Source organism: Sulfuricurvum sp., assembly GCF_041651515.1.
GTDB lineage: Bacteria > Campylobacterota > Campylobacteria > Campylobacterales > Sulfurimonadaceae > Sulfuricurvum.
Window position 1 is genome coordinate 602,002 of the sequence record NZ_JBAZJF010000001.1, and the last position, 26,505, is coordinate 628,506.

Consider the following 26,505-nt stretch of genomic DNA (forward strand, 5'->3'; position numbering starts at 1 on the left):
GGTGCCCCGTTTTCAGAATGTCTTGAAATCTTTCTTGTCTACCGCTTTGGTTTCGGCAAGTTTGGTTTCGGTCAATTTTTTAACCGGAGCCATCACCTTTGAGCCTAATTTTGCGCTGCTATCATCGACGATAAAGAACGACATCATAGAACGCAGCCCTTCGGCCTGAGCCGTCATCTCTTCAGACGCCGATGCCAACTCTTCACTTCCTGCCGCATTTTGCTGTGTTACGCTATCCAGCTGTGTCATAGAACCGTTGATTTGTTCGATTCCCGCGTTTTGCTCCGCCGATGCTGCCGCGATCTCTTGGACAAGTTCGGCGGTTTTACGGATATTCGGGATGATCTCTTTGATAAGTTCCCCAGCACGCTCGGAAACTTTGACACTGTCTCCCGTGATTTTTCCGATCTCTTGCGCCGCTACTTGGCTGCGCTCTGCCAGTTTACGTACTTCGACCGCGACCACGGCGAACCCTTTACCGTGTTCACCCGCACGCGCCGCTTCGATTGCCGCATTGAGGGCTAGGAGATTGGTTTGATACGCGATATCTTCGATAATACTGATTTTGCCCGCGATCTCTTTCATCGCATCGACCGTCATATCGACTGCCGCTCCGCCGTCTTCCGCCATTTTAGAGGCGTTGGATGCCATCTCATCGGTACGTTTTGCGTTTTCGGCGTTTAGGTTGATGCTTCCCGTCATCTCTTCGATGGCGGCAGCTGTCTCTTCGAGGTTGCTCGCTTGTTCCGTTGCACCGTTGCTGAGACTTTGTGCCGTTCCGCTCACTTGCTCCGACGCAGAGGTGATTTGGAGCGCGGCGTTTTGTGCTTCGATAATGATATCTTGGAGTTTTGATCCCATATCATTGGTCGCCGTTTTTATCGCTACGAGATCGCCTTTGAAATCGCTGCGGATACGGGCACGTAAATCACCATCTGCCATTTTTCCAAGTACTTCGCCCGCTTCGCCGATTGCCGCTTGTACAGCTGAAGCCATATCGTTGACCGCTTGTTTGAACACATCGTAATCGTTTTTGTACTCCGTCGTGATTCGGGTAGAGAAATCCCCATCGGAGATTTTGACCAATGCATTAACACCATCGGTCACTACCGCCGCATAGATAATGTCGAGCATGTTATTGACACCGCTAACGACCTCTTTGTATCCCCCTTTGAAGTTTTTATCTTCTGCACGGAAAGTCAATTTACCCTCTGCCGCATTGTTGATAAGCGTTTGTGTCTCATTACCCATGTTGTTCAATGCTGACATAACGTCATTAACCGCACGTTTAAACACATCGTAATCGTTTTTGTAATCGGTCGTAATCGGCTGTTTGAAGTTACCGTCCGCAAGACGGACAAGAGCACTTACACCGTCGGTGACGACTGCCGCATAGATGATGTCGAGCATGTTGTTGACACCGCTAACGACCTCTTTGTATCCCCCTTTGAACTGTGAATCGTCCGCACGGAAGGTCAATTTACCCTCAGCCGCATTTCCGATAAGAGTTTGTGTCTCATTACCCATGTTGTTCAATGCTGACATAACATCATTAACCGCACGTTTAAACACATCGTAATCGTTTTTGTACGCCGTCGTAATCGGCTGTTTAAAGTTACCCTCAGCAAGACGTACCAATGCGCCGACACCGTCATCAACAACCGCTGCATTGATGACCGCTAACATCTCATTAACGCCCCCTACAATCGCTTTCCAATCCCCACTAAATTGATCCGTGGACGCTTTTGCACTGAGTTTACCCTCTTTGGCACTGTTGATCAACATATTAAGCTGAGCCTGCATCGCTATGATCGTGTCCGCCATTTTTTTCATAGATACCATCAAACTGAGGGTATCTCCGGCTTTAACGTCGATTGTAACCTTTGTATTCCCTGCCGCGATTTGATCGGCAATATCACTTACTTCGGCAGGCTCGGCACCGAGGCGACTCATAATATTTTTAACGATCATCATCCCAATCACGACCAACGTGATCAAAACACCCAGAGCGATCAATACCTGTATCACCAGAGCACTGCTTTTCATCGATGCAGCATCATCCGCAGCTTTTTTCCCGATATCGACATTGTATTGAGCGTGATCATCGAACGCCTCAGTAAATTTTGCTATTATCCCCTGATTGGCCAACATCAACTTCAGCGCCTCTTCCGATTGGTTTGCGCGGGAAAGAGCTACGATTTTATCTTGCAACGCCGTGTATTCCGCCAATGCCGCTTTGTCCGCTTCCAACCCTTTTCTATCTTTATCATCGGCAATCAGCGGCTCATACTCTTTAAATGCCGCTTCAAGCTTTGTTCTAGCATCAGCGATTTTTTTCTCGCCAGCCGCCATTCCCGCTGGGTCTGTCTGTGCAATGTGCTGCCACGTCAAAACACGCAGAGTAGAGGCTTCAGCAAGGGCCTTGTTTATCACAACGAGACTTGGAATGGTGTTGATCGTGTTGAAATTGGCCGACTCGTAAACTCTCCCCATCTGCACGATACTCAATCCCAGTATCACAAAAAGACCGATAACCGCCGAGGTAATCAGCACCGTAAGCTGTTTTTTCACTCCCATACTTGCTAAAGACATGGTTTCTCCTGTTTTATTAATTTAAACGCCGAAAGGGCAAAGCCCCTTGGGCTACGCTAGCCGCTATGGCACTGAAGCTTGCCGCATACGCGGCAGAGTTTAGGCACTCTTCATTTCATCCGAGCCCCCCTTGAAGCTTAGGATGTAGTTCACCAGCATCGGGACATCGAGAATCAGGGCGACCTTTCCGCTTCCCAGAATCGTCGATCCGCTGATACCGTGGAGGTCGGCGAAGATTTTCCCGAGCGGTTTTATGACCGTCTGAAACTCCCCGAACAGCTCGTCCACAATAAACCCGTACCGTCTCCCCGCATAATGGACAACGACGATATTCGCCCGCGCATCGGCCGTTTTTTTCTCATCGAACAGATCGCCGACGTTAAGGAGGGGGAGGATCGTGCCACGAAGGTTGATGTAGTTGTTTCCGTGCATCTCCTCTTTTTCGCGATCACTGAGTTCGATACACTCAACGACCATATCCAGAGGGATGACATAGAACGTCTCCCCCACTTTGACCAAGAATCCGTCTATAATTGCCAAAGTCAGAGGGAGACGGATAATGAAACTCGTCCCCTCCCCCACACGGCTTTTAATCTCGATGTTTCCGCGCAGCGCTTCAATGTTCCGCTTAACAACATCCATCCCGACACCGCGACCCGATAGGTCGGTAACAGCAGGTGCCGTCGAGAAGCCCGGCTCTAAAATGAGTTTGAAAATCTCCTGCTGCGAAAGGTGTGCACCCTCTTCTATGATCCCTTTTTCGATCCCTTTACGGTAAATTACCTCTTCGTCCAGCCCTTTACCGTCATCGGTGATCTCAATGACTACCGTCCCCGCATCATGGTAGGCGTTAAGGATCAACGTACCGCGAGAGGGTTTCGTTCCGCGATCCATCGGCATTTCGATCCCGTGATCAATCGCGTTACGGATAATATGTACGAGAGGATCGGTGATTTTCTCCGTCACCGTTTTGTCCAACTCGGTTTCGCCCCCTTTGATGATGAGTTCGATATCTTTACCCAGTTTTTTGGAGAGATCCATGACGATCCGTTTGAAACGGTTGAAGGTCTCTCCGATCTGCACCATCCGTATCTGCATCGCACTCTCTCGGATATCCTCCAACATCCGTGATACGATCGAGACCGACTCGATCAATTCACCGTTTTTCAGATCGATCGACTGCTGCACGACATTGGCGTTGGCGATCACCATCTCACCGATTTGGTTGATGAGCTGATCGATTTTTTCGGCATCGACTCGGATCGTGTAGGCGTTCTGCGCCTGTACCTGGGTGTTGGCACTCTGAGCAGAGATTTTTTTAGGTTCCTCTTTGACAACCGACGACGTAACGACTTCGGCTTTAACCGCCGGAGCCTCTTCTGCCAAATCGATCGTCGTATCGTCGCGGACAAACTCGAACACATCGAGAATATCTTCACGGCTTATCGCCGTCGTAAAACGGATCGTAAACGAAACGTAACACGCCGTCGGCTCCAGTTCCTCGATAAGGGGGACGGCTGACGTATCGACACGACATTCAAATAGACGGGAGTTGCGACGCAGGTAGGCCAAAAAGCTCGCCGGTTCAAACCCCTGTTCCATCACCTCCCGTCCGAAAGAGAGCTTCATCGTCCAGTTTTTCTCACCGCATACTTCGTTTGCAGCCGCAGATACTTCCGCACCGTGAGAATGCATCTCTTCGCCGAGCGTTTCACACAACGCCTCCCCGAGCCGCGCAGTCGTCTCGGAGAGCTCACTCGTCGGTGCTTCTTCGTTGTTGGTAGCAACGGCAAACTCGACAAGATTTTGCATGTGGTCTTTGCACTCCAGCAAAAGTTCCCCCAGCTCGTCGGTCATACTGATTTTCCCGTTGCGCACCTGATCAAGGAGATTTTCGGCGATGTGGGTAAACTCGACGACAAAGTCGAGTTTGTACATCCCCGCCGCCCCTTTGATCGTGTGGGCGGCACGGAATACGGCGTTGATCATCTCATCGTCCATCCCGTTTTCACGGATACTCATAAGCGACGTCTCCATCGCTTCGAGGAGTTCGAGGGACTCTTCACGGAACTCTTTGGCGATATCGCTAAAATTCATACCCGAGCTCATACTTCACCTTTGTGTGGAGCGTCCCATTCGTATCCGAAGAGCGCCATAAAATTTTCAGCCGAACCGCCCATTCCTTCGATCGTCCATGTTTTACCGAAGGTTTTACAGCTCTTGATGAGCGAAAGGAGCAGTTGAAATCCGGCCGTGTCTATTTTGTCGTTACGGGTCAAGTCAATCAGAATCTCCTTCGCCTGTGCGAAGGATCCGAGGATCTGTTTACGTGCCTCTTCGACCTGATAGATACTCAGTTCGCCCGATGGATCAAACCGCAAAGATGAACCGTCCATGGTTACCATACTTTCCACCTATCCTAACAGTTTCGCAACGGCACCGAGCAGTTTGACCTTGTCAAACGGCTTCACCATCCACGCTTTGACCCCTGCGGCTTTCCCCGCTTCCATCTCCGATTGCCCGGTAACCGTCGTGAGCATAATGATGGGGACAAAACGGTATGAGGGTTGTTCTTTAATCAAACGGGCGAACGTGAGACCGTCCATTACCGGCATATTGACGTCGCAGATAATGAGATCGACGGAAGTTGCCATCGCTTTATCAAAAGCCACCTGACCGTTTTCCGCCTCGATAACTTCGTATCCGCCCTCTTTTAAAATGGTGCTCACCGTCATTCGCATAACGGTAGAGTCATCGACGATTAAGAGTCTTTTTGACATCAGTTTTCCCCTTATATTACATTTTGTGATTTTTAATCGGAGTTGGCATGATACCTTTTGCTCGGCGACAGATCAGTCTCATATAAGCGCTGCTCATATGACCGTTACGTGACTATTATGATGGTAAAGTTACACCGACAAATGAGAAATACATGAGAGAGATTGTGTAAATTAACTGGTTTTAGGAATTTTAAAAATGATTCGTAATATGTTGCTTCTCAAAGACAAAACGGTTCTTTTCGCGGAAGATGACAGCATTACCCGTCATCAGATGGGCGACGTATTGAAGATGATATTCCATCGAGTTCACACCGCAGAAGATGGTGAAGAAGCCTATCGACTCTATGAAGACGAAGCGCCTCACGTTATTATCACCGATATTAAAATGCCAAAAAGAGACGGATTAAGTCTGGTGAAACAAATACGCCAAAATGATTATGACACCCCGATTATTATCCTTACCAGTTTTGCCGAACAAGAATTACTCTTACATGCGGCAAATCTTTCTATTGATGGCTATCTTGTCAAACCCGTAGACCTTGATAAACTCACCCGAACCATCTGTAAAGCAATACAACGAACCGATAAAGACATGGGGTTGATCCCCCTAGGAAAACGGCTCTATTACAATTCGGCCACACGAGAGCTATATCTCAACGGAACGGTCATATCCTTAGGGGTAAAAGAACAAGATCTTTTGGCATTGCTCATTGAAAATCGACATAAAACCGTCACCAAAGAAGAGATTGGCAAAGCCCTCTGGCCGCTTGATCCTATATGCGATTCGGCCATCAAAAATATCGTTCTACGGGTACGAAAAAAACTGGAACTGGACATCATCATCTCTGTCCGAGGAATCGGTTATCGGCTTGATACCCGCGAAACTTTGAGAACTTAATGCAAGAATCCCCTATGGAAAAATTAAAATACATTTTCGATAACGCCAAAGTCGGTATCGCAATCTGCAATGCTGTTGATAATCGTTTAGAGATGGTCAATCCCGCCTTTGCCCACATTCACGGTTATGAGCCTCATGAACTGATCGGCGTTTCACCCGGAGAGGTATTTGCCCCTGAGTGCATGCTGCGCCTCGAAGAACATGAGTCTGTCCCATCGTGTGCCATCAATGACGTTACGTTTGAAACAACGCATTATAAAAAAGACGGCGCCCCTGTCGCCGTATCGGTTCATATCACCGTGCTTAAAGACGAAACCGGAACCGTCAAACAACGTATCGCCAACATCCAAGATATCAGCGATCGTAAAAAAGCCGAATCGGAACTCACCGTAACCAATGAACGCTACACCCAAATCTTCGACAACAGCATCGATCCGATCTATCTTTTAGAAGTAACCCCCGATAAGCGCTTCATCCACCTGGAAATCAATCCGGCATACCTAAACGTAAGCGGCATGGACAAAGAGATGATTGTCGGCCGCTATGTTGATGAGCTCGAAGATAGAACCATACGAGAAACGTTGATGAAAAAATTTCAAGCATGTTTGGATGCGGGGAGCAAAATAGACTATATCAGTGAATTTGATCTTCCGACAGGTCATAAAATATTTCATTCAGCTCTTACCCCGATGCGGGATGAAAAGGGACGGATAGATCGAATCATCGGGATAGCCCGCGACATCACGGAACGCCGATTAATTGAAAAACAGATCGAATTTATGGCGCATCACGATGCTCTTACGGGGTTACCGAATCGTACGTTTGCCAACGCTAAAATGGAAAAAGCCATTTCCTATGCCAAAGAGACCGATACCAAAGCGGCACTGCTATTTATCGATTTGGATGGATTCAAAACGATCAATGACTCTATGGGACATACCACCGGCGATGCGGTACTCAAACTAGTCGCTTCGCGTCTCAAAAAGACAATAAGAGCAAGCGACACCATAAGCCGACAGGGAGGAGATGAGTTTCTATTGATTCTATCGGATATCGAGGAAATAACCGATGTCATCACCATTGCCGAAAAACTCCTCCATGAATTTGAACAGTCGTTTAGTGTCGAAGATCAACTCCTCTCTCTATCAGCATCCATCGGGATATCCATCTATCCAGAGCAGGGAGAAACGTTTGAAGCCCTCCTACAAAATGCCGATACTGCCATGTACAAAGCCAAAGAATCCGGCAAAAATACCTATCGCTTTTTTACTCGACAAATGAACCATAACATCATAGGACAATTCAAGATTCAAAACGATCTCAAAACAGCCCTCCAAAACAATGAATTCGTTCTATTTTATCAACCGCAGATTGAACTTTCCAGCAATACTATTACAGGATCGGAAGCATTGATCCGATGGAAACATCCACAGCTTGGGATGATCCCGCCGATGAATTTTATCCCTATTGCCGAGAGCAGCGGATTGATCGTCCAAATCGGTCAATGGGTTATAGAAGAAGCATGCCGACAAGCATCTATCTGGCACAAAAACGGAATAAAGATCACCGTTGCCGTCAACATTTCTGCCGTGCAATTCAAACGGGGAGATCTGGAGAGCATCGTGAATAATGCCCTCCAAGTATCCGGTTTGAATCCTAAATGCTTGGAACTGGAGCTCACCGAATCGACCATGATGCACAATGTCGAAAGTACCCTTCAAACCGTCCAAGCACTCAAAGCATTAGGAGTTCAGCTCTCCATCGACGATTTCGGTACGGGATATTCGAGTCTGGCATACCTTAAGCGCTTCGATGTCGATAAGCTCAAAATCGATCAATCGTTCCTCCGAGACCTACTAAGAGACCGAGAAGATGCAACGATCGTTAAAACCATCATCCAAATGGCGAAAAACCTTAATCTCAAAACGATTGCCGAAGGGGTCGAAGATGCCCATGTTCTCGCAGCTGTCAATGCCTACGGATGCGACGAAGTCCAAGGATACCATTTCGCCAAACCGATGGAGGCGCATGACTTTGAGAAATATCATGATAACTTCTATAATGCAACAATGCTATGAGAGAGTCGCAATGTCAACGTTAGAACCGCATACGGAAAAATCAAACTTAGCCTCACAACAACAAGACTTTCGCTCTTTAGCGGAAAACACCCCCGACAACATTGCCCGATGGGACACGGAAGGACGCTATCTCTATATCAATCCTGTACATGAGAAGACATTGGGCATGTCAGTTGACGAGGCAGTAGGCACCCATATTCCAAACACCCATACCGAAGTAATCTCGGCTATTAAACGGGTAAGTGAAACGGGCGAATCGGTATTGGTACGACAAGTGATAGCAACGGAGAACGGAGAGATCGAGTATCATAACGTCAATCTCGTCCCTGAGCGGGACGCATCCGGAAACATAATCAGTATCTTGGGTGTGGGACGAAACATGACACAGCTCTATCGGCTGCAAGATGAACTTGCCGCAAGAGAAGAAGAATACCGTACCCTAACGACTAATTCCCCCGATCATATCATCCGCTTAGATACCCAAGGGCGCTATCTTTATCTCAATCCTATCCATGAGCGTACCCTTGGTATGCCGGCTTGTGAAATCATCGGCAGACCCAAAGAAGAACTTTTTCCGGAACATACGGCCGTACTGGACGCCGTAGAGCAAATCGTCGAAACGGGTGAAGAGGAAATCACCGTAATACAACCTGTCCCCGGCGAAAACGGTGAAATGGAGATACACGAAGTTAAACTACTCGCAGAGAAGAATACCGAAGGGGAGATCGTCAGTATTTTGGGAATCGGTCGCGATATCACCGAGCGTAAACAGCAAGAAGAACGCCTCCATAAGACCAAAGCCAAACTCGCAGCCGTCATCACCACGATCCCCGATCTGATATGGGTCAAAGATGCGGAGGGGACTTATATAATGTGCAATCCCTCATTTGTGAACTTTTTCGGTGCCTCTGAAGATGAGATCATCGGTAAAACAGACTATGACTTTTTCAAACCGGATGCGGCAGACGTTTGCAAACTATCCGATCTCGAAGCCATCACCGCTGGCACCCTCACCCTAAACTACGAAACGTTTATCAATCCCAATAACGGGATCGATAGCACTTGGGAGATCAGAAAAATCCCCGTCTACAACGGCGATGAGTTTATGGGGATACTCGGGATCGGACGGGATATCACCGAACGTAAACAGATGGAATCCGAAATTATTAAACAAAAAGAATTTCAAAATACTCTGTTACTCAGCATAGCAGAAGCGGGACTTGGGGTACATGTTATCGAGGATGGAAAATATATTTATACCAACGATATTCAAAAAGCGAAAAAATACGGCTATGATGAAACGATTGTTGAGGTCAAACCGAACTTTTTGGATACGATTCATCCCGATGATCGGGCCAAAGCGCTGGATATGTACACACGTCGCCTACGAGGAGAAGATGTTCCCTCCACCTATGAATTAGGGGTTGTACAAACAGACGGTACAAGAAGAGAACACAGTGTTTCGGTGATTGTCATCCCCAATACCGATCCTATCCAAACCATTATCGTAACACAGGATATTTCCGAACGCAAAGCTATCGAGAAAAAAGTGGAATTTCTAGCGCATCACGATGCCCTCACCGGACTGCCTAATCGCATTCTTGCCAAAGACCGAACCGAGCAAATCATAGCGCATGCTAAACGTACCGGGTCAAAAGCCGCCATCCTCTTTATCGATCTTGACGGGTTTAAAAGTATCAACGATTCCATGGGGCACTCCGTAGGCGATGCGGTACTAAAAAACATTGCTTCGCGGCTAATGGAAGGGATCAGAGCCAGCGATACAATCAGCCGACAAGGGGGGGATGAGTTTCTCCTCATCCTATCGGATATCGAGGAAGCCAATAATATCATCACCATCGCCGAAAAGCTTCTCCAAGAATTCGACAAACCTTTTACTATCGCAGGGCAGGCTCTGAGTATCTCCGCTTCTATCGGTATCGCCCTCTACCCCGAAAACGGAGAGAGCTTCGAAGCACTCCTCCAAAGTGCCGATACAGCGATGTACCAAGCCAAAGAATCCGGTAAAAATACCTATTGCTTCTACACCCAGCAAATGAACCATAATCTCATCGGGCAATTCAAACTCCAAAATGATCTCAGAAGTGCACTCCAAAATACTGAGTTCGTGTTATTTTACCAACCTCAAATCGATTTGGCTGAAAATCGTATTACGGGTGCTGAGGCATTGATTCGTTGGCAACACCCGCAAATGGGGATGATACCGCCAATGAGTTTTATCCCCTTGGCCGAATCAAGCGGCATAATCGTACAAATCGGAGAATGGGTTATACACGAAGCATGTCATCAAGCCGCTCAATGGGAAAAAGAGGGAAAAGAAATTACGGTTGCCGTCAATATATCAGCAGTACAGTTCAAACGGGGAAATCTCGAAGCCATTGTAAAAAATGCCCTTGAATCTTCCGGATTGAATCCAAAGCTACTAGAGTTAGAACTCACCGAATCCATCTTGATAAACGATGTAGAAAATATTCTTAAAACGGTTCAAATACTAAAAGGATTAGGGATTCAGCTCTCCATTGACGATTTCGGCACAGGCTATTCGAGTCTCGCCTATCTTAAACGATTCGCCGTCGATAAACTCAAAATAGACCAATCGTTTGTTCGCGAGATTCTTACAGACCAAGAAGATGCAGCCATTGTAAAAACAATCATTCAAATGGCAAAAAGTCTAAACCTCAAAACCATTGCAGAAGGGGTCGAAGACGCACAAGTTCTTGCTGTTGTAGACTCCTACGGATGCGATGAAGTGCAAGGGTACCATTTTGCCAAACCCATGGAAGCTAAAATGTTTGAACTCTACTATGAAAGTTTTTAACTTTGCGTATAAACTTTTTGAGCCTGCGTCACGCTAATGAGTGATTTAAATTCCGATACACTGCTTTGGGTACTCGCCGATTGTACTGTAGTGAGGGGAATCGAAACACTAGAACCGACCAATGAACTGATTTTACCTTGGGAAGCTACGCTCTTCGACGTGTCACTCACGAGAGGAGCAACCGAAGGTTTCTCCTCTTTTTTAACACTCGCCGGATCGGGCTGACCGACTTGAACCGCTTGCGAATAAGGGGATTGAAAGATATAGGAACTGACTTGCATAATACACCTCCTCTTTATATAACTATAATCCCACTTTTAGAAAACTTTCCTTAAAATAGAGTATTACTTTAACTAAGGAATTTCAATGACCACTCTGCTCATCATTATCGGCGTAATCACCCTAATAGCTATTCTAATGTACAACTCCCTTATCGGTAAGAAAAATCAAGTCGATAATATCTTCGCCGGAGTCGATACCGTCTTAAAAAAACGGTTCGACCTCATCCCCAACCTCATAGCCTCCGTAGAGCGATATATGGAGCATGAAAAATCAACCCTTGAAAAAGTGACCGAACTTCGGGCTCAAGCAATGAAACCGGGGATCAGTGACGATCAAAAAATTGCACTGGATGCCAAACTCTCTGCCGCCCTCGGATCGATCACCGTCGCGATGGAAGCCTATCCCGATCTTAAAGCCAATGAAAATGTGATGCACTTGATGCGTACCCTCAATGAAATCGAAGAGCAAATTTCTGCCGCCCGCCGTGCCTACAACCAAGCGGTTACCGACCTCAATAACGCCATTGAAATGTTCCCGACCAACCTTATCGCCGGATGGATGAATCTGCAACGTCGAGCCGTATTTGAAATCACCGTTCCAGAGCGTCAAAACGTCAATGTTCAAGAGTTGTTTAATCGTTAATATCTGCCCGCTCAGGGCTAGCTTTAGTGCCATAGCGGCTAGCGTAGCTGAAGGGGCTTTTGCTCCTTCGGCGTTAGGAAAAAAATGAAATCGACGTCCGAACTCACCGACTTTTATTACAAAGAGCTCTATCCTACTCTCGAAGAGTTAGAAAAAACTCGTATAACTATCGTTTCTCAGCTCAAATGGTACGGAGGGATGGGAGGGGTTGTTTTTCTCATAGCGGCTCTATGGATGGGGAAAAATTTCGGTCTCCTCCATCCACTCATGATAGGGTTATTTATCGCCGGTATCGCTATTGCCTCTTTGACGTACCGCTACATGACCCAAGGGTACGCAAAAGATTTTAAAGAGCGTATTATTACCCCTCTTATCGGAGCAATTGACCCTCATCTCCTCTACAACCCCGATTTTATGATTTCGCAACGTCTTTTTGAACGTTCAAATCTCTTTCAGCACTCCATAGACCGTTACAGTGGAAACGACTACGTCAAAGGTTCTATCGACGGTGTCCCTATAGAATTTTCGGATGTCCATGCCGAATACCAAACCAAAGATTCCAAAGGTCGCACCGAGTGGCACACCCTCTTTCGCGGACTCTTTCTTGTCGCCGAATTTAACAAATACTTCAAAAGCAAAACTGTTATCCTCCCCGATCTTGCCGAAAAAACTTTTGGAAACTTAATAGGGGGATGGCTTCAATCCATCAATATATCACGCGGTAAAGTGATCCAATTGGATGATCCTGAATTTGAAAAAAAGTTTGTCGTTTATGGTGACGACCCTATCGAAGCTCGCTACATTCTGAGCCACTCTATGATGAAACGTATTGTGGAATTTCAAAAAAAGGTCTCCTATCCCCTGTTTATCTCATTTGTCCACAACCATATCCATGTGGCTATCGGAGCAGGAAAAGATTTATTTGAACCGACCGTATTCAAGTCACTTTTGGATTACAAGCAAGCCATGGAATATATCCATACCTTACGCAATACGATAGGGATTATCGAAGAGTTAAAATTGAATGAGAAGTTATGGAGCAAAGAGTAATTATATTTTTTGCACGGTTCGACCAAGTGTCATGTAAAATCGTTCTAAATTCTCCGTTGTCCCTTCGAGTGTAAAAATCGCCCCTTTTTCCCCAAATTCTTTAGCTGTTATACGGATATATTGCTGTGTACATTCATATTCAACCATCGAGACATTCGAATAGTTGCATTCGATTTTTTCGATTATGAGTTTTTCATAGGGCAATAACTCCGCTTGTGCGTACGCTCCATTCGCCGCTTCAGCATAGGCACGTACCAATCCTCCGGGGCCTAATTTCGTCCCTCCGAAATAACGCACGGTAATAATCGCCGTATTGATAAGTTCATGCCCCTGCAACACGCTTAATGTCGGTTTCCCTGATGTCCCTTTAGGTTCGCCGTCATCCCCGCTGTATTCGACGATCTGATCATATTCATTGAGGCTTCGGGTAGCACTGACGAAATGGACGGCTTTCGGATGAGTAGAGCGAAGATAATCCATCTGTTCTTCATACACAGCAATAGGCATTAAAAAAGCGATGAATTTCGACCCTTTAATCTCGATTGTATCTGAACTGATCGCACTTACCGTTACCATAAAACCCCTTCTTAATAGTGCAATTATATAATATCGCCATGAAACTTACCCCTCAACAATCACTGCTGCAATGGTACAAAAAAAATGGTCGTCACGATCTGCCGTGGCGCCGCACCGATGATCCGTATCCTATCTACCTCAGCGAAATTATGCTCCAGCAAACGCAAGTCAAAACAGTTTTAGAACGGTTCTACTTCCCCTTCTTGCAGAAGTTCCCGACACTGGATGATATAGCCCGAGCCGATGTGGATGATGTGCTAAAGATGTGGGAGGGATTAGGGTACTACACTCGCGCTCGCAATCTCCATGCTGCCGCACGATTTTGCAACGGAGAATTGCCGACTACGGCGCGTGAGCTCATCTCCCTGCCCGGTATCGGACGCTCCACTGCCCATGCAATCGCCGCTTTTGCTTATAAAGAACCATTACCTATCATGGATGCAAACGTAAAGAGGATATTACACCGCTATTTTGCACTTGAAGCGCATGATGAGAGAAAGCTTTGGGAATACGCCTATACCCTCTTTGATCCCTCTCATCCGTTCGAATACAATCAGGCTATGATGGATGTCGGTTCATCCGTTTGTTTACGTAAAAATCCCCAGTGTCTCCTTTGTCCGTTTGAACAAAGCTGTCAGGGAAAATCGACTCCCCTGCACTATCCGACACCCAAAACTAAAAAAACCAAACCTATCCGATATCGTAATATTATCGTCTACCAAAAAGAAAAACACTACGCACTGATACAGCGGCAAACACGATTTTTATCAGGGCTATGGGGATTTCATGAGAGTGAAAAACAACCTGATTTTCAGATAAAAAGCTTAGGAGAAATCACCCAAAGCTACAGCCATTTTACCCTCGAAGCTCATGTCTATCTTTGCGAAGAGGATATTGAAGACGAAGGAGTTGAATGGTTTAATCTAGAAGAGATAAAAACCTTATCTCTCAGTAGAGCCGATCATAAGGTTATAGAGAAAATCGTTCAGGATCAAAAAATGTCTCATCACTGATGTGACCGAAGGCAGAGTTGATCGAAACAAACAAATCGGGAAATTTTTGCTCCATCTCTCCCAGCATCACTTTCATACTCGCTCGTGCATGAGGCATTTTAACATCAAATCGCATTGACGGACATGCTTCATCTCCGATGGTAGGCATCTCGTTTTCCAAGGCACACGCAGAAAGCTGACGCTCCCGCAATTGAATCAACGGACGAATAACGATCAATCCATTACCGGCTTTGTATTTGGGAGCAAGGGCTCGCATATGACCGTTGTAAATCATATTCATAAAAAAGCTCTCTGCCGCATCATCAAGATGGTGCCCCAATGCAACTTTATTGCACCCGTATTTTTCTGCCGCAGAGTACAATGCGCCGCGTCGCATCCGGGAGAAAAAACTGCAGAAAGATGAGTTTTGACGAATCTTCTCACCCGCAATCTCATACGTATTCGTTTCATAGATTTTATGGGGAATTCCATGCTCGGCACAATGAGCAATCAAGGCAGATAGATCTTCGCCCATACCGTAGGTTACGGTCACGGCAAGTATCTCAAATTTAAACGGAGCACGGCGCTGCTGCTCCATTAAGGCATGAACCATTGTCAATGAATCTTTACCGCCACTCAATCCGACGAGGATACTATCGCCCTCTTCAATTAATCCGAATGCTCCATTGGTACGCCCGATTTGGCGCATAATCTTTTTGCTGAGTTTAATCGCCAATACGTTTTACCATCTCTAAAATAAATTTTGCACTTACTTGTGCCGAACTTTGAAGAAAGGCATCAAAATCGATTCCGGCTTCGCCATCTGCGGTATCGCTGATAGCGCGCAATACGAAAAACGGTATACTGAAATTGTGACACACGCAAGCGACACTTGCCCCTTCCATCTCCAATGCATCGGCGTTAAAAGTCTTCTCAATCCACGCTTTACGCTCACTGGATGCAACGAACTGATCTCCCGTAGCAATAATCCCCTCATACAGCTCAACACCCATATCAACTGCGATTTCTGCCGCAAGAGAGCGTAGGTCACTGTCCGTTTCAATCATGACGGAACCTTCCGGGATAAATCCGTAAGGATGACCGAATGCGGTGATATCGACATCGTGTTGACACAATGCACTTGCCATAATCAAATCCCCGATTTTCAGCTCTTTACCAATCCCTCCGGCAACACCGCTAAAAAGGAGCGCTTGTGCACCAAAACGCTCAATCATCACTGATGCCGTAATCGCCGAAAAAACTTTACCGATTTTTGAATAGGCGATGACAAGCTCATGCCCTGCATACTGTGCTGAATAAAAAACATTTCCGGCATGTTCTTCACTGGTATATTCACCCAATGCGGCTAAAATCGGATCGATCTCTTCGCGCATCGCACCCATAATTGCTATTTTCATTCTATCCCCTTGTCGTTCTTCTTAAATGTGCTTTGCCAAATAACGGCCTAATTTTTTTAATTGACTGTTCAATGAACATATTTTTTGTGCACTTTCAAAAAGTGGCATAATAAATTCATTCTCCCCCATCGGAGTAATTACTCGACTTCCGCCCCAGAAACCAAGTCCATCTTCAAATCCGACACGATTGACAAATACAACGTAATTACAACTGAGCAATGCCGTTGTTTTTAAAAGGGCATCCCACTGCGATTCGATACCTAATCCCTCATCACTAAAATCGCGAGCCGGAGAAGCAGCCAAAACATAAACAATTTGAGCTTCAGACGCACTGATCGCGGCCATTGTTTCTGCACGCCACAGATCTTCACAAACCACCATGATTGCTTCCCCATAAAGGGTAGAAAAGGAAGTGAGCTCATTACCTGCCGTAAAATAACGCCCCTCTTCAAACATCCCATACGTAGGGAGATGATTTTTATGATGGATATGTAGCAATGAGCCTTTTGAGAAGTAGAGTGCGCTATTGTAAACACGCCCTTCATCCCATAATGCCGCACCAACTACAATATCGCATTTTTGGCTCGCATCAGCCAATGATGACAATTCCTCAATTCTCCAGGCATCTTCAAAGAGTTTATCTTGGAGCATATATCCGCTTAACGCCAATTCAGGGAAAACGACCACATCAGCGTCTTGATTCTCCTCAATGAATGCTAATACATCGGTTAAATTAGAGCGATTAAGCTTGGGTGAGGATTGTATCAATGCGACTTTCATACTAGTGCTTCGCATACCTTTTGAAGCGACTCCATGTCTGATACACCGTACGTTTCAACATCAGGTGCATTACGCTTATTAAGTCCTTTGAGCACTGCACCGTTACCGAATTCAATCATCAGATCAATGTCACCGCTGATTGCTTCGATCGATTGTTTGTATTTGACCGGCTTGACAAGTTGATCTTTAAGAAGAGCTACTGCTTCAGATTTAGTGGTATATTTTTGTGTCGTTACATTGGATACCACCGGTGCACTAAAGTTCTCTTGAATCATTGCTTCCATGACTTCCGCCAAAGGTTCCTGCGCCGATGATAGGAGAGGACAATGGCTTGCAATAGACATATTCAGGAGCAATGCACGTTTTGCACCTGCTTCTTTAAATACACTTTCCATAGCTTGCAAATCGGCTTTCAATCCTGCAATAACCAATTGCCCGTTTTGATTAAAATTAGCCGGCCACACTTGTTTGCCCTCACTATTGGCTTTTGAACAGATTTCTTCAACAACCGCATCATCCAGCCCCAAAATGGCCATCATTCCTGCTTCGATGGTTTCACAGGCACTCTGCATCAATGCTCCGCGCTTATGAACCAGTTCAACCGCATCCACATAATCAATTGCTCCACTTGCACAAAGGGCACTGAACTCACCCAATGAATGACCTAAAAACATAACGGCATCCGTAGGATGAGCCTCTTGAAAAAGACGATAAGCAATCATCGATACCAATAAAATTGCCGGCTGAGTATACGCGGTTTGGTCAAGCTGTTCATTAGGTTCAAACAGAAGTTTAGAAAAATCGACACCGATACGTTCACCCGCTTTTTCAAACATTTCACGTGCAACCGCACTGTTCTCATAAAACGATTTACCCATACCGATACTCTGACTTCCCTGTCCGGGAAAAATCATCGCGATTCTTTTTGACATTAACTCTCCTTGATTTCTAATTGATACTCCGCGTGTTCCGCGATTTTTTTACGCAATGTATTGCGATTAAGACCTAACTTATCCGAAAGCTGTAACTGAGATTTGAACCTTTTAATTCCCGCTCGGATCAAAGGTACTTCGTATAAATGTAAAAATGCCCTATAATCATTATTGGAACCCAACTTGTCCATCATATAATGTTCCATAATTCCCATTAAATCGTTTTCGTTGATACTATCAAACAAATAGTGCAAGTAAACCTGACGTCGAAGCGAAAGGGCATTTTCACTTAAATCAGGGACAAATCCGTTTAAATCAAATGGCTCAGATTTCCCCAGGGTAGAACGTGCTTCTTGCACAAAAGCATCAATCAAAACCGTCACATCTTCACTTCGCTCTGATAGTGGCGGAAGTGCAAGACGAATTGTAAAAATCTCATCCAACTGATCTTGAGAATACCGAAATCCTCCGGTTGCGATAACACGTGTCCGATTTTTTTGAATGGTTTCTATAAGACGTTTGAGATTAGCAACATTATCAAGACGGTGAATAATCACTTCATTATGCGTTTCAATTGCATCGAGCAACTCTTCAAACCGACTGGCATCGAGAACGGGTACATGGGGAAGTATATAACGGGCAAGTGTTAATTTACCCGTCCCGCGTTCCCCAAAAATCATGGCATTAACACCAAGACCTTTGAGTAAATTGGCGGTTTTGAATGCCTCAATAGAGGCATTTGATGCAGTTAAAAAATTAGTGACATCCACAACCGTGATTACCGCCACTTCCACAACATCCGCTCTCTTCGACCGCATTTTCAGCAGGAATACCGCTCATCGCCTCTTCGGGTGAAGCATCACGAACATTGCTGATACTAACAGTAAACATTAAATCTTTCCCTGCAAGAGGGTGATTGAAATCGATAATAACGGTATCGTCTTGAACTTCTTTAACGGTAACTTGAACCGTACCGCCATCTTCTCCTTGACCGTAAAGCGTCATACCGACATTCAAATCAATTCCTGCGAATTGCTCACGTGGAAGCTCTTGTTGTGCCTCTTCGTTGTAATCGCCATATGCATCGGCAGCTTTTACCAATACATCCCCTTTATCACCCATGTTCATGTGAGCAATCCCGGATTCAAGCCCTGGAATGATTTGCCCTTTACCAAACATAAACGTCAACGGATGACCGCCGATGTTACTATCTACTACGGTACCACCGTCACGTACCTCGTACTCAATGGAGACGATTTGATTATTTTCAATTGCCATTTTAATGCCTTAATTTAAGATTGTGCGATTTTAGCACATTTACCTCTAACCATTCTGAAAATGGTCAAATAGCTATTTTAACTTAGAGAGATGTTCACTTGCCTCTTTAGCAGCTCCGCTGCCACTGAATTTTGCAATGGTAGCTTGATAGAATGCTTTTGCCGTTGCATGATCCCCTGTTTTTTCCATCGACAATCCCGAATGAAGTAACAGTGTAGGCATATAAAGAGCTTTCTCATTAGCGCTAGCACTCTGTTTATAATAGGTTACAGCCTCTTTATACGCTTTTCGCTCAAAGTAGCTCTCACCGATCATAAAATAGGCTTCGGGAACTTTATATTTTTTTTGAACCATCTGCTCGAAGCCATGTTGTGCTTCTATATAGTTTTTTTGTTCATACTGCTTGCGAGCCTCTTTTTCGATGCTCGCATTGTCTGTTTTAGTCGAAGAAGCAGAAGTACTTGCAACCGGGAGTGTCACCTTAAGCTGTTTTATCAATGCGCTAAACTCTTCTTTAGTAACGTAGTTTGCATTAATTCCGTCGACGACATGTGAAAGTTCTTCGAGTAACCCTTTAAGCTGCCCGATGTTCTCGGTATTGGCCACAACTTGTTTTTTTAAATCATCCATACTAAGGGTATCATTGGTATCGGTTGAAGTAATCTCTTGAAGCTTTTGTAGAGAAAATTTATGCTCATTACTTGCTTGAGCAAGTCCTTCGACAATCGCCTGCAATCCATCAAGCCGCTCGGTCACTGTCTCAACTTTAGCATTTTGGGCATTATGCTTTTGAACCACTGCTTGAATCTCTTGTTTATTTTCAAGAATCAATTTTTCTTCGTTGGTAAGACCGTAGGGATTAGGATTGTTGAGATCGCCCGCACCAAAAGCCGAAGGCTCTGATGCAGATACGACGAATGAGAGTAGAAGCGAAAATGCGATTAACGAACGCATTTATGGGAGTTTGAAATCAACACGACGATTTTTTGCCCAGCACTCTTGGGTTTTTTCCAAACATACAGGATTACCTTCGCCAAGACTTACCATAGTGATAGAATCAGCATTCATACCTTCATTGATCAATGCTGCTTTAACCGTATTTGCACGCTTTAGACCAAGAGCATAGTTATACTCGTCACTACCGAATTCATCACAGTTACCTTCAAGTTTAACCGTTTTATTTTTTAACAGAGCAGAATCCGCTTTCAATGGAGCTTCCATATCTGCACGAATATTATACTTGTCGAAATCAAACAATACACTTGTCAATTTATCTGAACCGTTAGAGGCAGAAGCACTATCTTGTGCAGTAGCAGTAGTCACCGGAGCTATTACGGCATTGGCATCTGTACCTGTTGTCGCTGAAGAAGTAGAAGCACCTTGTGCTGTCGTTCCTTGATTTGCTGTTGCGTCAATTGCAGGTGCTTTTGAACTACATCCGCTTAACATCAACATTGCCACTGTTGCGCTTAAAAAAGCTACATTTCTTACCATATTGTCACCTCAAATTTTAGAATTAACGTCATATTACCGAAAAAAAGTTAATACTACCAATCAATTGATTGAATTCGACCAATTTTAAGGGGAAATGCAAAACTTTTATTGACCACTAGGCGGATAATACCCACTGAACTGCGTGATCCTTCTTGCTTGGTAAACAACACCGCTTCCCCATCCGCTGAGAATCTCGGAAAATCGTTTTCCCCTCCGGCGGTAAGTTGTCTAACCCCATTTGAACGAAGAGAAATAAGGTGCAAGTTAAAAACGGTTCCGCCGTAATTTCCGGAACTGTCTCGTGCTTTGTAAACGACATAATCTTTGTATGCAGTAAAAGTTGAATTATTTTTCCCCTCATACACTAACTGTGTGATCCCCGTACCGTTAATGCTTTTTGAAAAAATATTAGGATACCCATAACGGTTAGAGACAAATGCGATAGTATCATTACTCATAAACTGACCGTTAACATCAATCCCTGGAAACTCCGTCATACGCGTTTTAGCCTGAGTGTCAACATCATACAGATAAACATCGGGCTGACCGCTCGGTGCAAGGGTCAAAAGAAGTTTTTTAGCGTCTTGACTGACATCCGAACATACCGCCATTCCATCTGAAGAGATAATTTTTTCTTTTTGCCCTGACATCAGATTCATTTTGTAAATCGTTGGTTTGAAATCACTCAATGAAGTGTAATACAAATCCGTCTGCTCATTATTCGCCCATTTCGCAAATCCGTACATCCCACCGCTTAGAATGGTTTTTTGGTATGAGAGGGTATAATCAGCCGCAATAATATCAGAATGTCTTGGACTTGTAAGACGTACCAACAACACTTTACGTTTCATCCATTCCAACGGTCCGCCACCCATTTTACTGTTAATATCGTAAGCAATGGTATGGGACAAAAATACCATCATTTCACTCTGTTTAAGAAGATATGTTTTTGAAAATAGTTCTGTAGAATTTTGGAGTAGCCGGATATCGGCTTTTAGCCCTCCTGCTCCATCATTACTAAGACGGTAACGCAATACATACTGAGCATTCACATGGTTGGCACTAGGAGTTAATGCGCTATAAGCTGAAGCAGCATAGCTGTTATCAACATTAAACAAAGATACAACATTCATATCCGCATTAAGCATCACGTACATTTTTTGAGATACCTCTCCCATGGCGGTACTACCATCTTCAATTACAAGAGTAGGAAGAGTCTGAACCCCTTTTACCACTTCTAATGTTGCATCAGCAGACCAAAGCCAGCCGTACAGTAATGCAAAAAGCACCAATATTCTCATATATCATTCCTTCGCTGTCAAAATAATTTCTATTACACTATCTTTTCCATCCGGATTAGGAGGAAACATAATATTTCCTAACCGATCTTTCAACCAATCCACTTCATTGTTAAACGGTTGATTAGCCGAGTATGCTATAACACGATAACCGCTTAGTTTTCCCGTTGCACTCAGATAAATCCGAACTCGCGCGCTTTGTCCCTGTGAACCGGTAGGTGGATAATAATTAGCATAAATCAAGGCTTGAATTTTAGCGTGATACTCGTTAACTAACGGTCCAGAAGAGCCACTCTTGGAAACGATTTGTATCGAGGGTTTCGCCAGTGTTGTATTTTTTACTTTTTCAGCAAGCTGAGGAGTATTAGAATGATTATTCAATTGCCGTTCAAGTGCATTCAGTGCTTCCAACTTTTGATTATTCTCATCGGATTTTTGGGGAGTTTTTTGAGGTTTTACCTTTGAAAAAAGATCCGATATATCAGGGACAGATTGTTTCTGCTCATTCGGCGGATTTACCGCTTTCACTGGCTCCGACTTCTCTTCTTGCGGCTTAGGTTCAACTTCTGATTTCACAATAGGCTTAGAGACCGGTTTGGAAGTGCTTATATCGATTGAGACCGATACATAGTCACTTTTAGTGAGGGCAAACTGTTCAATTTTAGAAGGCAAGATACCCGTATAAACGATCAGCATTACTAAAAAAGCAAAAAATCCAAAAGCAATGGTACCACTCAGATAAAAATAACGTTCATCGTTAACACTCATTTCACAGTACCTTATTGAGAGACTCTAAAATAGGTTTAACCATTAGAGGCGAGAGAAACTTCTTTAAAACCTGCCCGTTTTACAGCTCCAAGCACAGCCATAACTTTACCATAATCCAAAGACTGATCTGCGCTGATCAATACCGTGGCATCTTGATTTAAAGTTTGCGCATAAAGTGCAAAGTTATCACTAAACGTACTAAGGTCAAAAGATTCTTTATTAACGGTTACTTGCCCTTCTTTGGTAATTTTAATATCAACCGGAGGAATTTTAGAGAGTTCTTTTTGCGCTGAGCCTTTAGGCAAATGAATCAACTCTTCGTAAACAATATTCGGTGAAATAACCATTAAAATAGCCAGTAATACTAACATCACATCGACAAGCGGTGTGATGTTTAACTCCGGTTTTTCATCCCAATCAAACACGTGTTACAGCCCTTTAGACAACAAGGCGTCACTTTGCATCCGAATTAATCCGGAAAGCTCAGATGCTTTTCGTTTCAATACCTGATGATAGGTATATGCAAAGATAGCAACAAAAATACCAGACGCGGTAGCGACCAATGCTTCTGAAACACCACCGGCAATAATACTCATGGTGCCATTGGCCCCTCCAATATGCTTAAAGGTGTCTAAAATCGACACAACGGTACCAAAAAGACCGATAAATGGCGTAGTTGATGCGACAACCGAAAGAAACATCAAACCTTTTGTCGCTTCTTTGGTTCCGGCATAATGAGCCAAGTCAAACAGTTCTTTTGAAAGTACGGTTACAGATTTCGTAAAATGACTTAGATAAGCATAATCAGGGACACGTGCATTACCGAGTAAAAGTGATTCTAAAGATTGATTTTCTTGAGAGACCCATTGATTAAGAGAGAAAAAACGGTAAAAGAAGATCCAGTTGATTGCAATAAAATAGAGTGAAAGGACCAGTAACACACCAAGTGTTACCGGATGACTCTTTGCATAAAAAATAGCAAATGATTCTAACATTATACTAAATGGTGTGCAGCTGATTCGATTCGTGCAGAGACCGATGCTATCATAGCGTTAGAGTCAGCAATGCTGTTGATAAGTGATTTTGCTTCATCAAGTGCTTTAGCAATATCCCCTTCATTCTCTCCGCGAATAGCAACGGCACCGTCAACCAAAACTACCACTTTATTATTGGTAATTTGGACAACGCCCCAGTTAACGACGATCGATTCGGTTGTGCCGTTCTCTTTTTGGATATCGACGACACCCGCTTGAAGTAAAGTGGTAAGAGCAACGTGTTCCGGAAGAACACCGAACTCCCCTTCTTCACCCGGCAATGTGACACTTTTTGCAGCCCCGTTAAAAATCGGGCCGCTTGGTGTTAGCACTTCTAATTGGAGTGTTTCCATACTGTTTCCTTTAAGGCGAGAAGCAATTACTTGCTTTTCATTTTAGCAGCTTTCTCAATCGCCTCATTCATATCACCAACCATATAGAAGGCACCTTCAGGCAAGTGGTCATAATCACCCTCAAGAATTCCTTTGAATCCTTTGATAGTGTTTTCAAGAGAAACGTATTTTCCTGGAGAACCGGTAAATACTTCTGCAACGAAGAACGGTTGAGAAAGGAATTTCTCAATTTTACGTGCACGTTCAACAACAGATTTGTCATCTTCTGAGAGTTCATCCATACCAAGAATCGCAATAATATCTTGCAAATCTTTGTATTTTTGAAGTGTTTTTTGAACACCGCGAGCTACATTGTAGTGCTCTTCACCGATGATTTGCGGATCAAGCAAGCGTGATGTTGAATCCAATGGATCAACCGCAGGATAGATCCCTTTTTCAGCGATTTTACGGTTAAGAACCGTTGTCGCATCCAAGTGGGCAAAAACCGAAGCCGGAGCCGGGTCAGTCAAGTCATCCGCAGGTACGTATACCGCTTGAACTGAAGTGATTGAACCTTTTTTGGTTGAGGTAATACGGTCTTGAAGTGCACCCATTTCACGTGCCAATGTCGGTTGGTAACCAACGGCTGATGGGATACGTCCAAGAAGCGCTGACATCTCAGAACCTGATTGTGCAAAACGGAAGATGTTGTCGATAAACATCAATACGTCAAGACCTTTCTCATCACGGAAATATTCCGCCATGGTAAGACCGGTAAGAGCGATACGGTTACGTGCTCCCGGTGGTTCAGACATTTGACCATAGCACAGTGCTACTTTGTCCAAAACGCTCGATTCTTTCATCTCGTGGTAAAGGTCATTACCCTCACGAGTACGCTCACCGACACCGGCGAAAACAGAAAGACCGTCATGCCCGTGTGCAACGTTGTGGATAAGTTCCATGATAATAACGGTTTTACCGACACCGGCACCACCGAAAAGACCAACCTTACCACCTTTAGCGTATGGAGCCAAAAGGTCAACAACTTTGATACCCGTTTCGAACATTTCCGTTTTTGTACTTTGATCAACCAATGGAGGAGGATCACGGTGGATAGACCATGTATCACAATCAGTGACTTGATCTCCGCCGTCGATAGTTTCACCAATAACGTTGAAAATACGTCCGAGTACTTTTTCCCCGACAGGAACTTTGATCGGAGCGCCGGTTGCACGAGCAGCCATTCCACGAACAAGCCCTTCAGACATATCCATAGCGATCGTACGTACACGACCGTTTCCGAGGTGAGATGCTACTTCAAGAACAAGACGAGTCGTATTCCCTTCAACACTTACATTTACTTCGATCGCATCGTTGATAGCAGGTAAGTACCCTTCAAAATCAACGTCAACAACCGGACCAATTACTTGAGCAATTTTACCAATCATTCTTTCCTCCATAATTATTTCATCGACTCGACGCCGCTGATAATCTCGATAAGTTCGGTTGTAATCGATTCTTGTCGCGCTTTGTTAAACTTGACTTTCAACGAATTAACCATCTCTTTCGCATTGTTAGTTGCCGCATCCATTGCTTGCATACGCGCACTGTGCTCTGCTGCTAATGAATCGATTAACGCATAATACATATTGTACTCGGCGTATTTAGTAACCAATGAATCGAGCATTTTCTCTTCATCTTGCGCTTCAAGTTCAAGCATAGTCTCTTTTGATTTTTCACAATCATAATCATCTACATTGACCGGAAGTACACGGTTAATATGCAACTCTTGGGTAATGACGTTTTTATATCCGTTGTATACAAGATACACAGCGTCCGTTTTACCCTCTTTGAAATCTTCAATCGATCGTGTCATAAATTCGCTAGAGCGCTGCATGTCTGGAGCAGAACTGAGATTTTTAACTTCGTCAAGCATCTCTACTTGATTGTAGCTAAAAAATTCAATCCCTTTTTTCCCGATACCGCGAAGACGGATTTTGACATTTTTATTTTTGTACGAAGTCATAAGGCGTTTAACCGCTTTGATGGTTTGCATGTTGAAACCGCCGCATAGACCTTTATCCGCCGTTACAAAAATAATATCGATCATTTCAGGAGCATCATTCTCAATAAAACAACGGTTTTCAATCCCGCCGACTTTATTGCACTTGATGCGTCCTGCGATTTCAGCTATCACTTGATTCGTTTTTTGTGCAAACAGACGTGAGCGCTTTGCAAGCTCTTCCGCACGGCGAAGCTTTGCCGTAGAGACAAGCTTCATTGCACGTGTAGTTTTTTGCGTGTTGGAGACGCTCTTAATCTGTCGTTGAATCTCTTTCAAGTTAGCCATAAAGATCCTTATTCAGCAACGAAAGTAGATTTAAACTCTTCGAGTGCTTTTTTCATCATTGCCATCGTTTCATCATCAATTTTAGATGTTTT

Annotated in this window: 27 protein-coding genes; 6 read left to right on the forward strand and 21 right to left on the reverse strand. The window is 44.4% G+C overall.

Annotated features, from left to right (window positions below):
- Positions 1 to 12 precede the first annotated feature (12 nt).
- From WC407_RS02985 to WC407_RS03000, 4 genes are all read right to left on the reverse strand, one after another.
- Positions 13 to 2,592, reverse strand: coding sequence for a methyl-accepting chemotaxis protein (locus tag WC407_RS02985; protein WP_373021058.1), 2,580 nt, complete (start codon positions 2,590 to 2,592; stop codon positions 13 to 15).
- A 99-nt stretch (positions 2,593 to 2,691) separates the two neighbouring features.
- Positions 2,692 to 4,701 (reverse strand): chemotaxis protein CheA, encoded by a 2,010-nt coding sequence (locus WC407_RS02990; RefSeq protein WP_373021060.1) that lies wholly within the window; start codon positions 4,699 to 4,701, stop codon positions 2,692 to 2,694.
- The gene (locus tag WC407_RS02995) at positions 4,698 to 4,997 is read right to left on the reverse strand and encodes a lipid asymmetry maintenance protein MlaB (protein WP_373021094.1); all 300 of its coding nucleotides are present in this window, start codon (positions 4,995 to 4,997) and stop codon (positions 4,698 to 4,700) included. Before WC407_RS02995 ends, WC407_RS02990 begins: the two co-directional genes overlap by 4 nt.
- A gap of 9 nt (positions 4,998 to 5,006) precedes the next feature.
- Positions 5,007 to 5,372, reverse strand: a complete 366-nt coding sequence (locus WC407_RS03000; protein ID WP_373021061.1) for a response regulator — start codon at positions 5,370 to 5,372, stop codon at positions 5,007 to 5,009.
- 196 nt (positions 5,373 to 5,568) lie between these two features.
- Between WC407_RS03000 and WC407_RS03005 the strand changes: the two genes are divergently transcribed.
- Genes WC407_RS03005 through WC407_RS03015 form a run of 3 tightly spaced genes read left to right on the forward strand, consistent with a single transcriptional unit; the run spans position 5,569 to position 11,187 of the window.
- On the forward strand, positions 5,569 to 6,270 hold the full coding sequence (locus tag WC407_RS03005) for a response regulator transcription factor (RefSeq protein WP_373021062.1): 702 nt from the start codon (positions 5,569 to 5,571) through the stop codon (positions 6,268 to 6,270).
- A gap of 14 nt (positions 6,271 to 6,284) precedes the next feature.
- Positions 6,285 to 8,348, forward strand: coding sequence for an EAL domain-containing protein (locus tag WC407_RS03010; RefSeq protein ID WP_373021063.1), 2,064 nt, complete (start codon positions 6,285 to 6,287; stop codon positions 8,346 to 8,348).
- 10 nt (positions 8,349 to 8,358) lie between these two features.
- On the forward strand, positions 8,359 to 11,187 hold the full coding sequence (locus WC407_RS03015) for an EAL domain-containing protein (RefSeq protein WP_373021064.1): 2,829 nt from the start codon (positions 8,359 to 8,361) through the stop codon (positions 11,185 to 11,187).
- On the opposite strand, the gene WC407_RS03020 is transcribed toward WC407_RS03015, so the two are convergent.
- Positions 11,184 to 11,468, reverse strand: a complete 285-nt coding sequence (locus WC407_RS03020; RefSeq protein WP_373021065.1) for a hypothetical protein — start codon at positions 11,466 to 11,468, stop codon at positions 11,184 to 11,186. The two genes, WC407_RS03015 and WC407_RS03020, sit on opposite strands and share 4 nt — an antisense overlap.
- Before the next feature lie 85 nt (positions 11,469 to 11,553).
- Between WC407_RS03020 and WC407_RS03025 the strand changes: the two genes are divergently transcribed.
- Positions 11,554 to 12,111 (forward strand): LemA family protein, encoded by a 558-nt coding sequence (locus WC407_RS03025; protein ID WP_373021067.1) that lies wholly within the window; start codon positions 11,554 to 11,556, stop codon positions 12,109 to 12,111.
- Between the two features lie 84 nt (positions 12,112 to 12,195).
- Positions 12,196 to 13,161 (forward strand): DUF3137 domain-containing protein, encoded by a 966-nt coding sequence (locus WC407_RS03030; protein ID WP_373021068.1) that lies wholly within the window; start codon positions 12,196 to 12,198, stop codon positions 13,159 to 13,161.
- Here the strand turns inward: WC407_RS03030 and WC407_RS03035 are convergent, their stop codons facing one another.
- Positions 13,162 to 13,737, reverse strand: a complete 576-nt coding sequence (locus tag WC407_RS03035) for a YigZ family protein (RefSeq protein WP_373021069.1) — start codon at positions 13,735 to 13,737, stop codon at positions 13,162 to 13,164.
- 38 nt (positions 13,738 to 13,775) lie between these two features.
- Here WC407_RS03035 and mutY point away from each other — a divergent pair, with 38 nt between their 5' ends.
- Positions 13,776 to 14,750, forward strand: a complete 975-nt coding sequence (gene mutY / locus WC407_RS03040) for an A/G-specific adenine glycosylase (RefSeq protein ID WP_373021070.1) — start codon at positions 13,776 to 13,778, stop codon at positions 14,748 to 14,750.
- Here mutY and WC407_RS03045 read toward each other — a convergent pair.
- The 15 genes from WC407_RS03045 to atpG form a co-directional block, all read right to left on the reverse strand.
- Positions 14,707 to 15,438 carry an ATP-binding protein gene (locus WC407_RS03045; protein WP_373021095.1) on the reverse strand — a complete coding sequence of 244 codons (732 nt, stop codon included), beginning with the start codon at positions 15,436 to 15,438 and terminating at the stop codon, positions 14,707 to 14,709. The genes mutY and WC407_RS03045 overlap by 44 nt on opposite strands.
- 16 nt (positions 15,439 to 15,454) lie before the next feature.
- Positions 15,455 to 16,147 carry a 5'-methylthioadenosine/adenosylhomocysteine nucleosidase gene (locus WC407_RS03050; RefSeq protein WP_373021071.1) on the reverse strand — a complete coding sequence of 231 codons (693 nt, stop codon included), beginning with the start codon at positions 16,145 to 16,147 and terminating at the stop codon, positions 15,455 to 15,457.
- A 21-nt stretch (positions 16,148 to 16,168) separates the two neighbouring features.
- On the reverse strand, positions 16,169 to 16,942 hold the full coding sequence (locus tag WC407_RS03055; RefSeq protein WP_373021072.1) for a nitrilase-related carbon-nitrogen hydrolase: 774 nt from the start codon (positions 16,940 to 16,942) through the stop codon (positions 16,169 to 16,171).
- Entirely contained in the window at positions 16,924 to 17,859 is a 936-nt protein-coding gene (fabD, locus tag WC407_RS03060) for an ACP S-malonyltransferase (RefSeq protein WP_373021073.1), read from the reverse strand. The genes WC407_RS03055 and fabD overlap by 19 nt, the downstream gene beginning before the upstream one ends.
- Entirely contained in the window at positions 17,859 to 18,647 is a 789-nt protein-coding gene (locus WC407_RS03065) for a Fis family transcriptional regulator (RefSeq protein ID WP_373021074.1), read from the reverse strand. The genes fabD and WC407_RS03065 overlap by 1 nt, the downstream gene beginning before the upstream one ends.
- Entirely contained in the window at positions 18,616 to 19,137 is a 522-nt protein-coding gene (locus WC407_RS03070) for a peptidylprolyl isomerase (protein ID WP_373021075.1), read from the reverse strand. Before WC407_RS03070 ends, WC407_RS03065 begins: the two co-directional genes overlap by 32 nt.
- A gap of 72 nt (positions 19,138 to 19,209) precedes the next feature.
- Positions 19,210 to 20,091: a tetratricopeptide repeat protein gene (locus tag WC407_RS03075; protein ID WP_373021076.1), complete on the reverse strand. Its 882-nt coding sequence runs from the start codon at positions 20,089 to 20,091 to the stop codon at positions 19,210 to 19,212.
- A complete protein-coding gene (locus WC407_RS03080) occupies positions 20,092 to 20,631 on the reverse strand; it encodes an OmpA family protein (RefSeq protein ID WP_373021077.1) in 540 nt (179 codons plus the stop codon). It lies immediately after the preceding gene.
- A 53-nt stretch (positions 20,632 to 20,684) separates the two neighbouring features.
- Positions 20,685 to 21,932, reverse strand: a complete 1,248-nt coding sequence (tolB, locus tag WC407_RS03085; RefSeq protein ID WP_373021078.1) for a Tol-Pal system protein TolB — start codon at positions 21,930 to 21,932, stop codon at positions 20,685 to 20,687.
- A 3-nt stretch (positions 21,933 to 21,935) separates the two neighbouring features.
- A complete protein-coding gene (locus tag WC407_RS03090) occupies positions 21,936 to 22,697 on the reverse strand; it encodes a TonB C-terminal domain-containing protein (protein WP_373021079.1) in 762 nt (253 codons plus the stop codon).
- 35 nt (positions 22,698 to 22,732) lie between these two features.
- Positions 22,733 to 23,122, reverse strand: coding sequence for an ExbD/TolR family protein (locus tag WC407_RS03095; protein ID WP_373021080.1), 390 nt, complete (start codon positions 23,120 to 23,122; stop codon positions 22,733 to 22,735).
- 3 nt (positions 23,123 to 23,125) lie between these two features.
- Positions 23,126 to 23,692, reverse strand: coding sequence for a MotA/TolQ/ExbB proton channel family protein (locus WC407_RS03100; RefSeq protein WP_373021082.1), 567 nt, complete (start codon positions 23,690 to 23,692; stop codon positions 23,126 to 23,128).
- Positions 23,692 to 24,084, reverse strand: coding sequence for an ATP synthase F1 subunit epsilon (gene atpC / locus WC407_RS03105; RefSeq protein WP_373021083.1), 393 nt, complete (start codon positions 24,082 to 24,084; stop codon positions 23,692 to 23,694). Before atpC ends, WC407_RS03100 begins: the two co-directional genes overlap by 1 nt.
- Before the next feature lie 26 nt (positions 24,085 to 24,110).
- The gene (atpD, locus tag WC407_RS03110; RefSeq protein WP_373021084.1) at positions 24,111 to 25,511 is read right to left on the reverse strand and encodes a F0F1 ATP synthase subunit beta; all 1,401 of its coding nucleotides are present in this window, start codon (positions 25,509 to 25,511) and stop codon (positions 24,111 to 24,113) included.
- Positions 25,512 to 25,525: 14 nt separating this feature from the next.
- Positions 25,526 to 26,413, reverse strand: a complete 888-nt coding sequence (gene atpG, locus WC407_RS03115; RefSeq protein ID WP_373021085.1) for an ATP synthase F1 subunit gamma — start codon at positions 26,411 to 26,413, stop codon at positions 25,526 to 25,528.
- Positions 26,414 to 26,505: the final 92 nt, after the last annotated feature.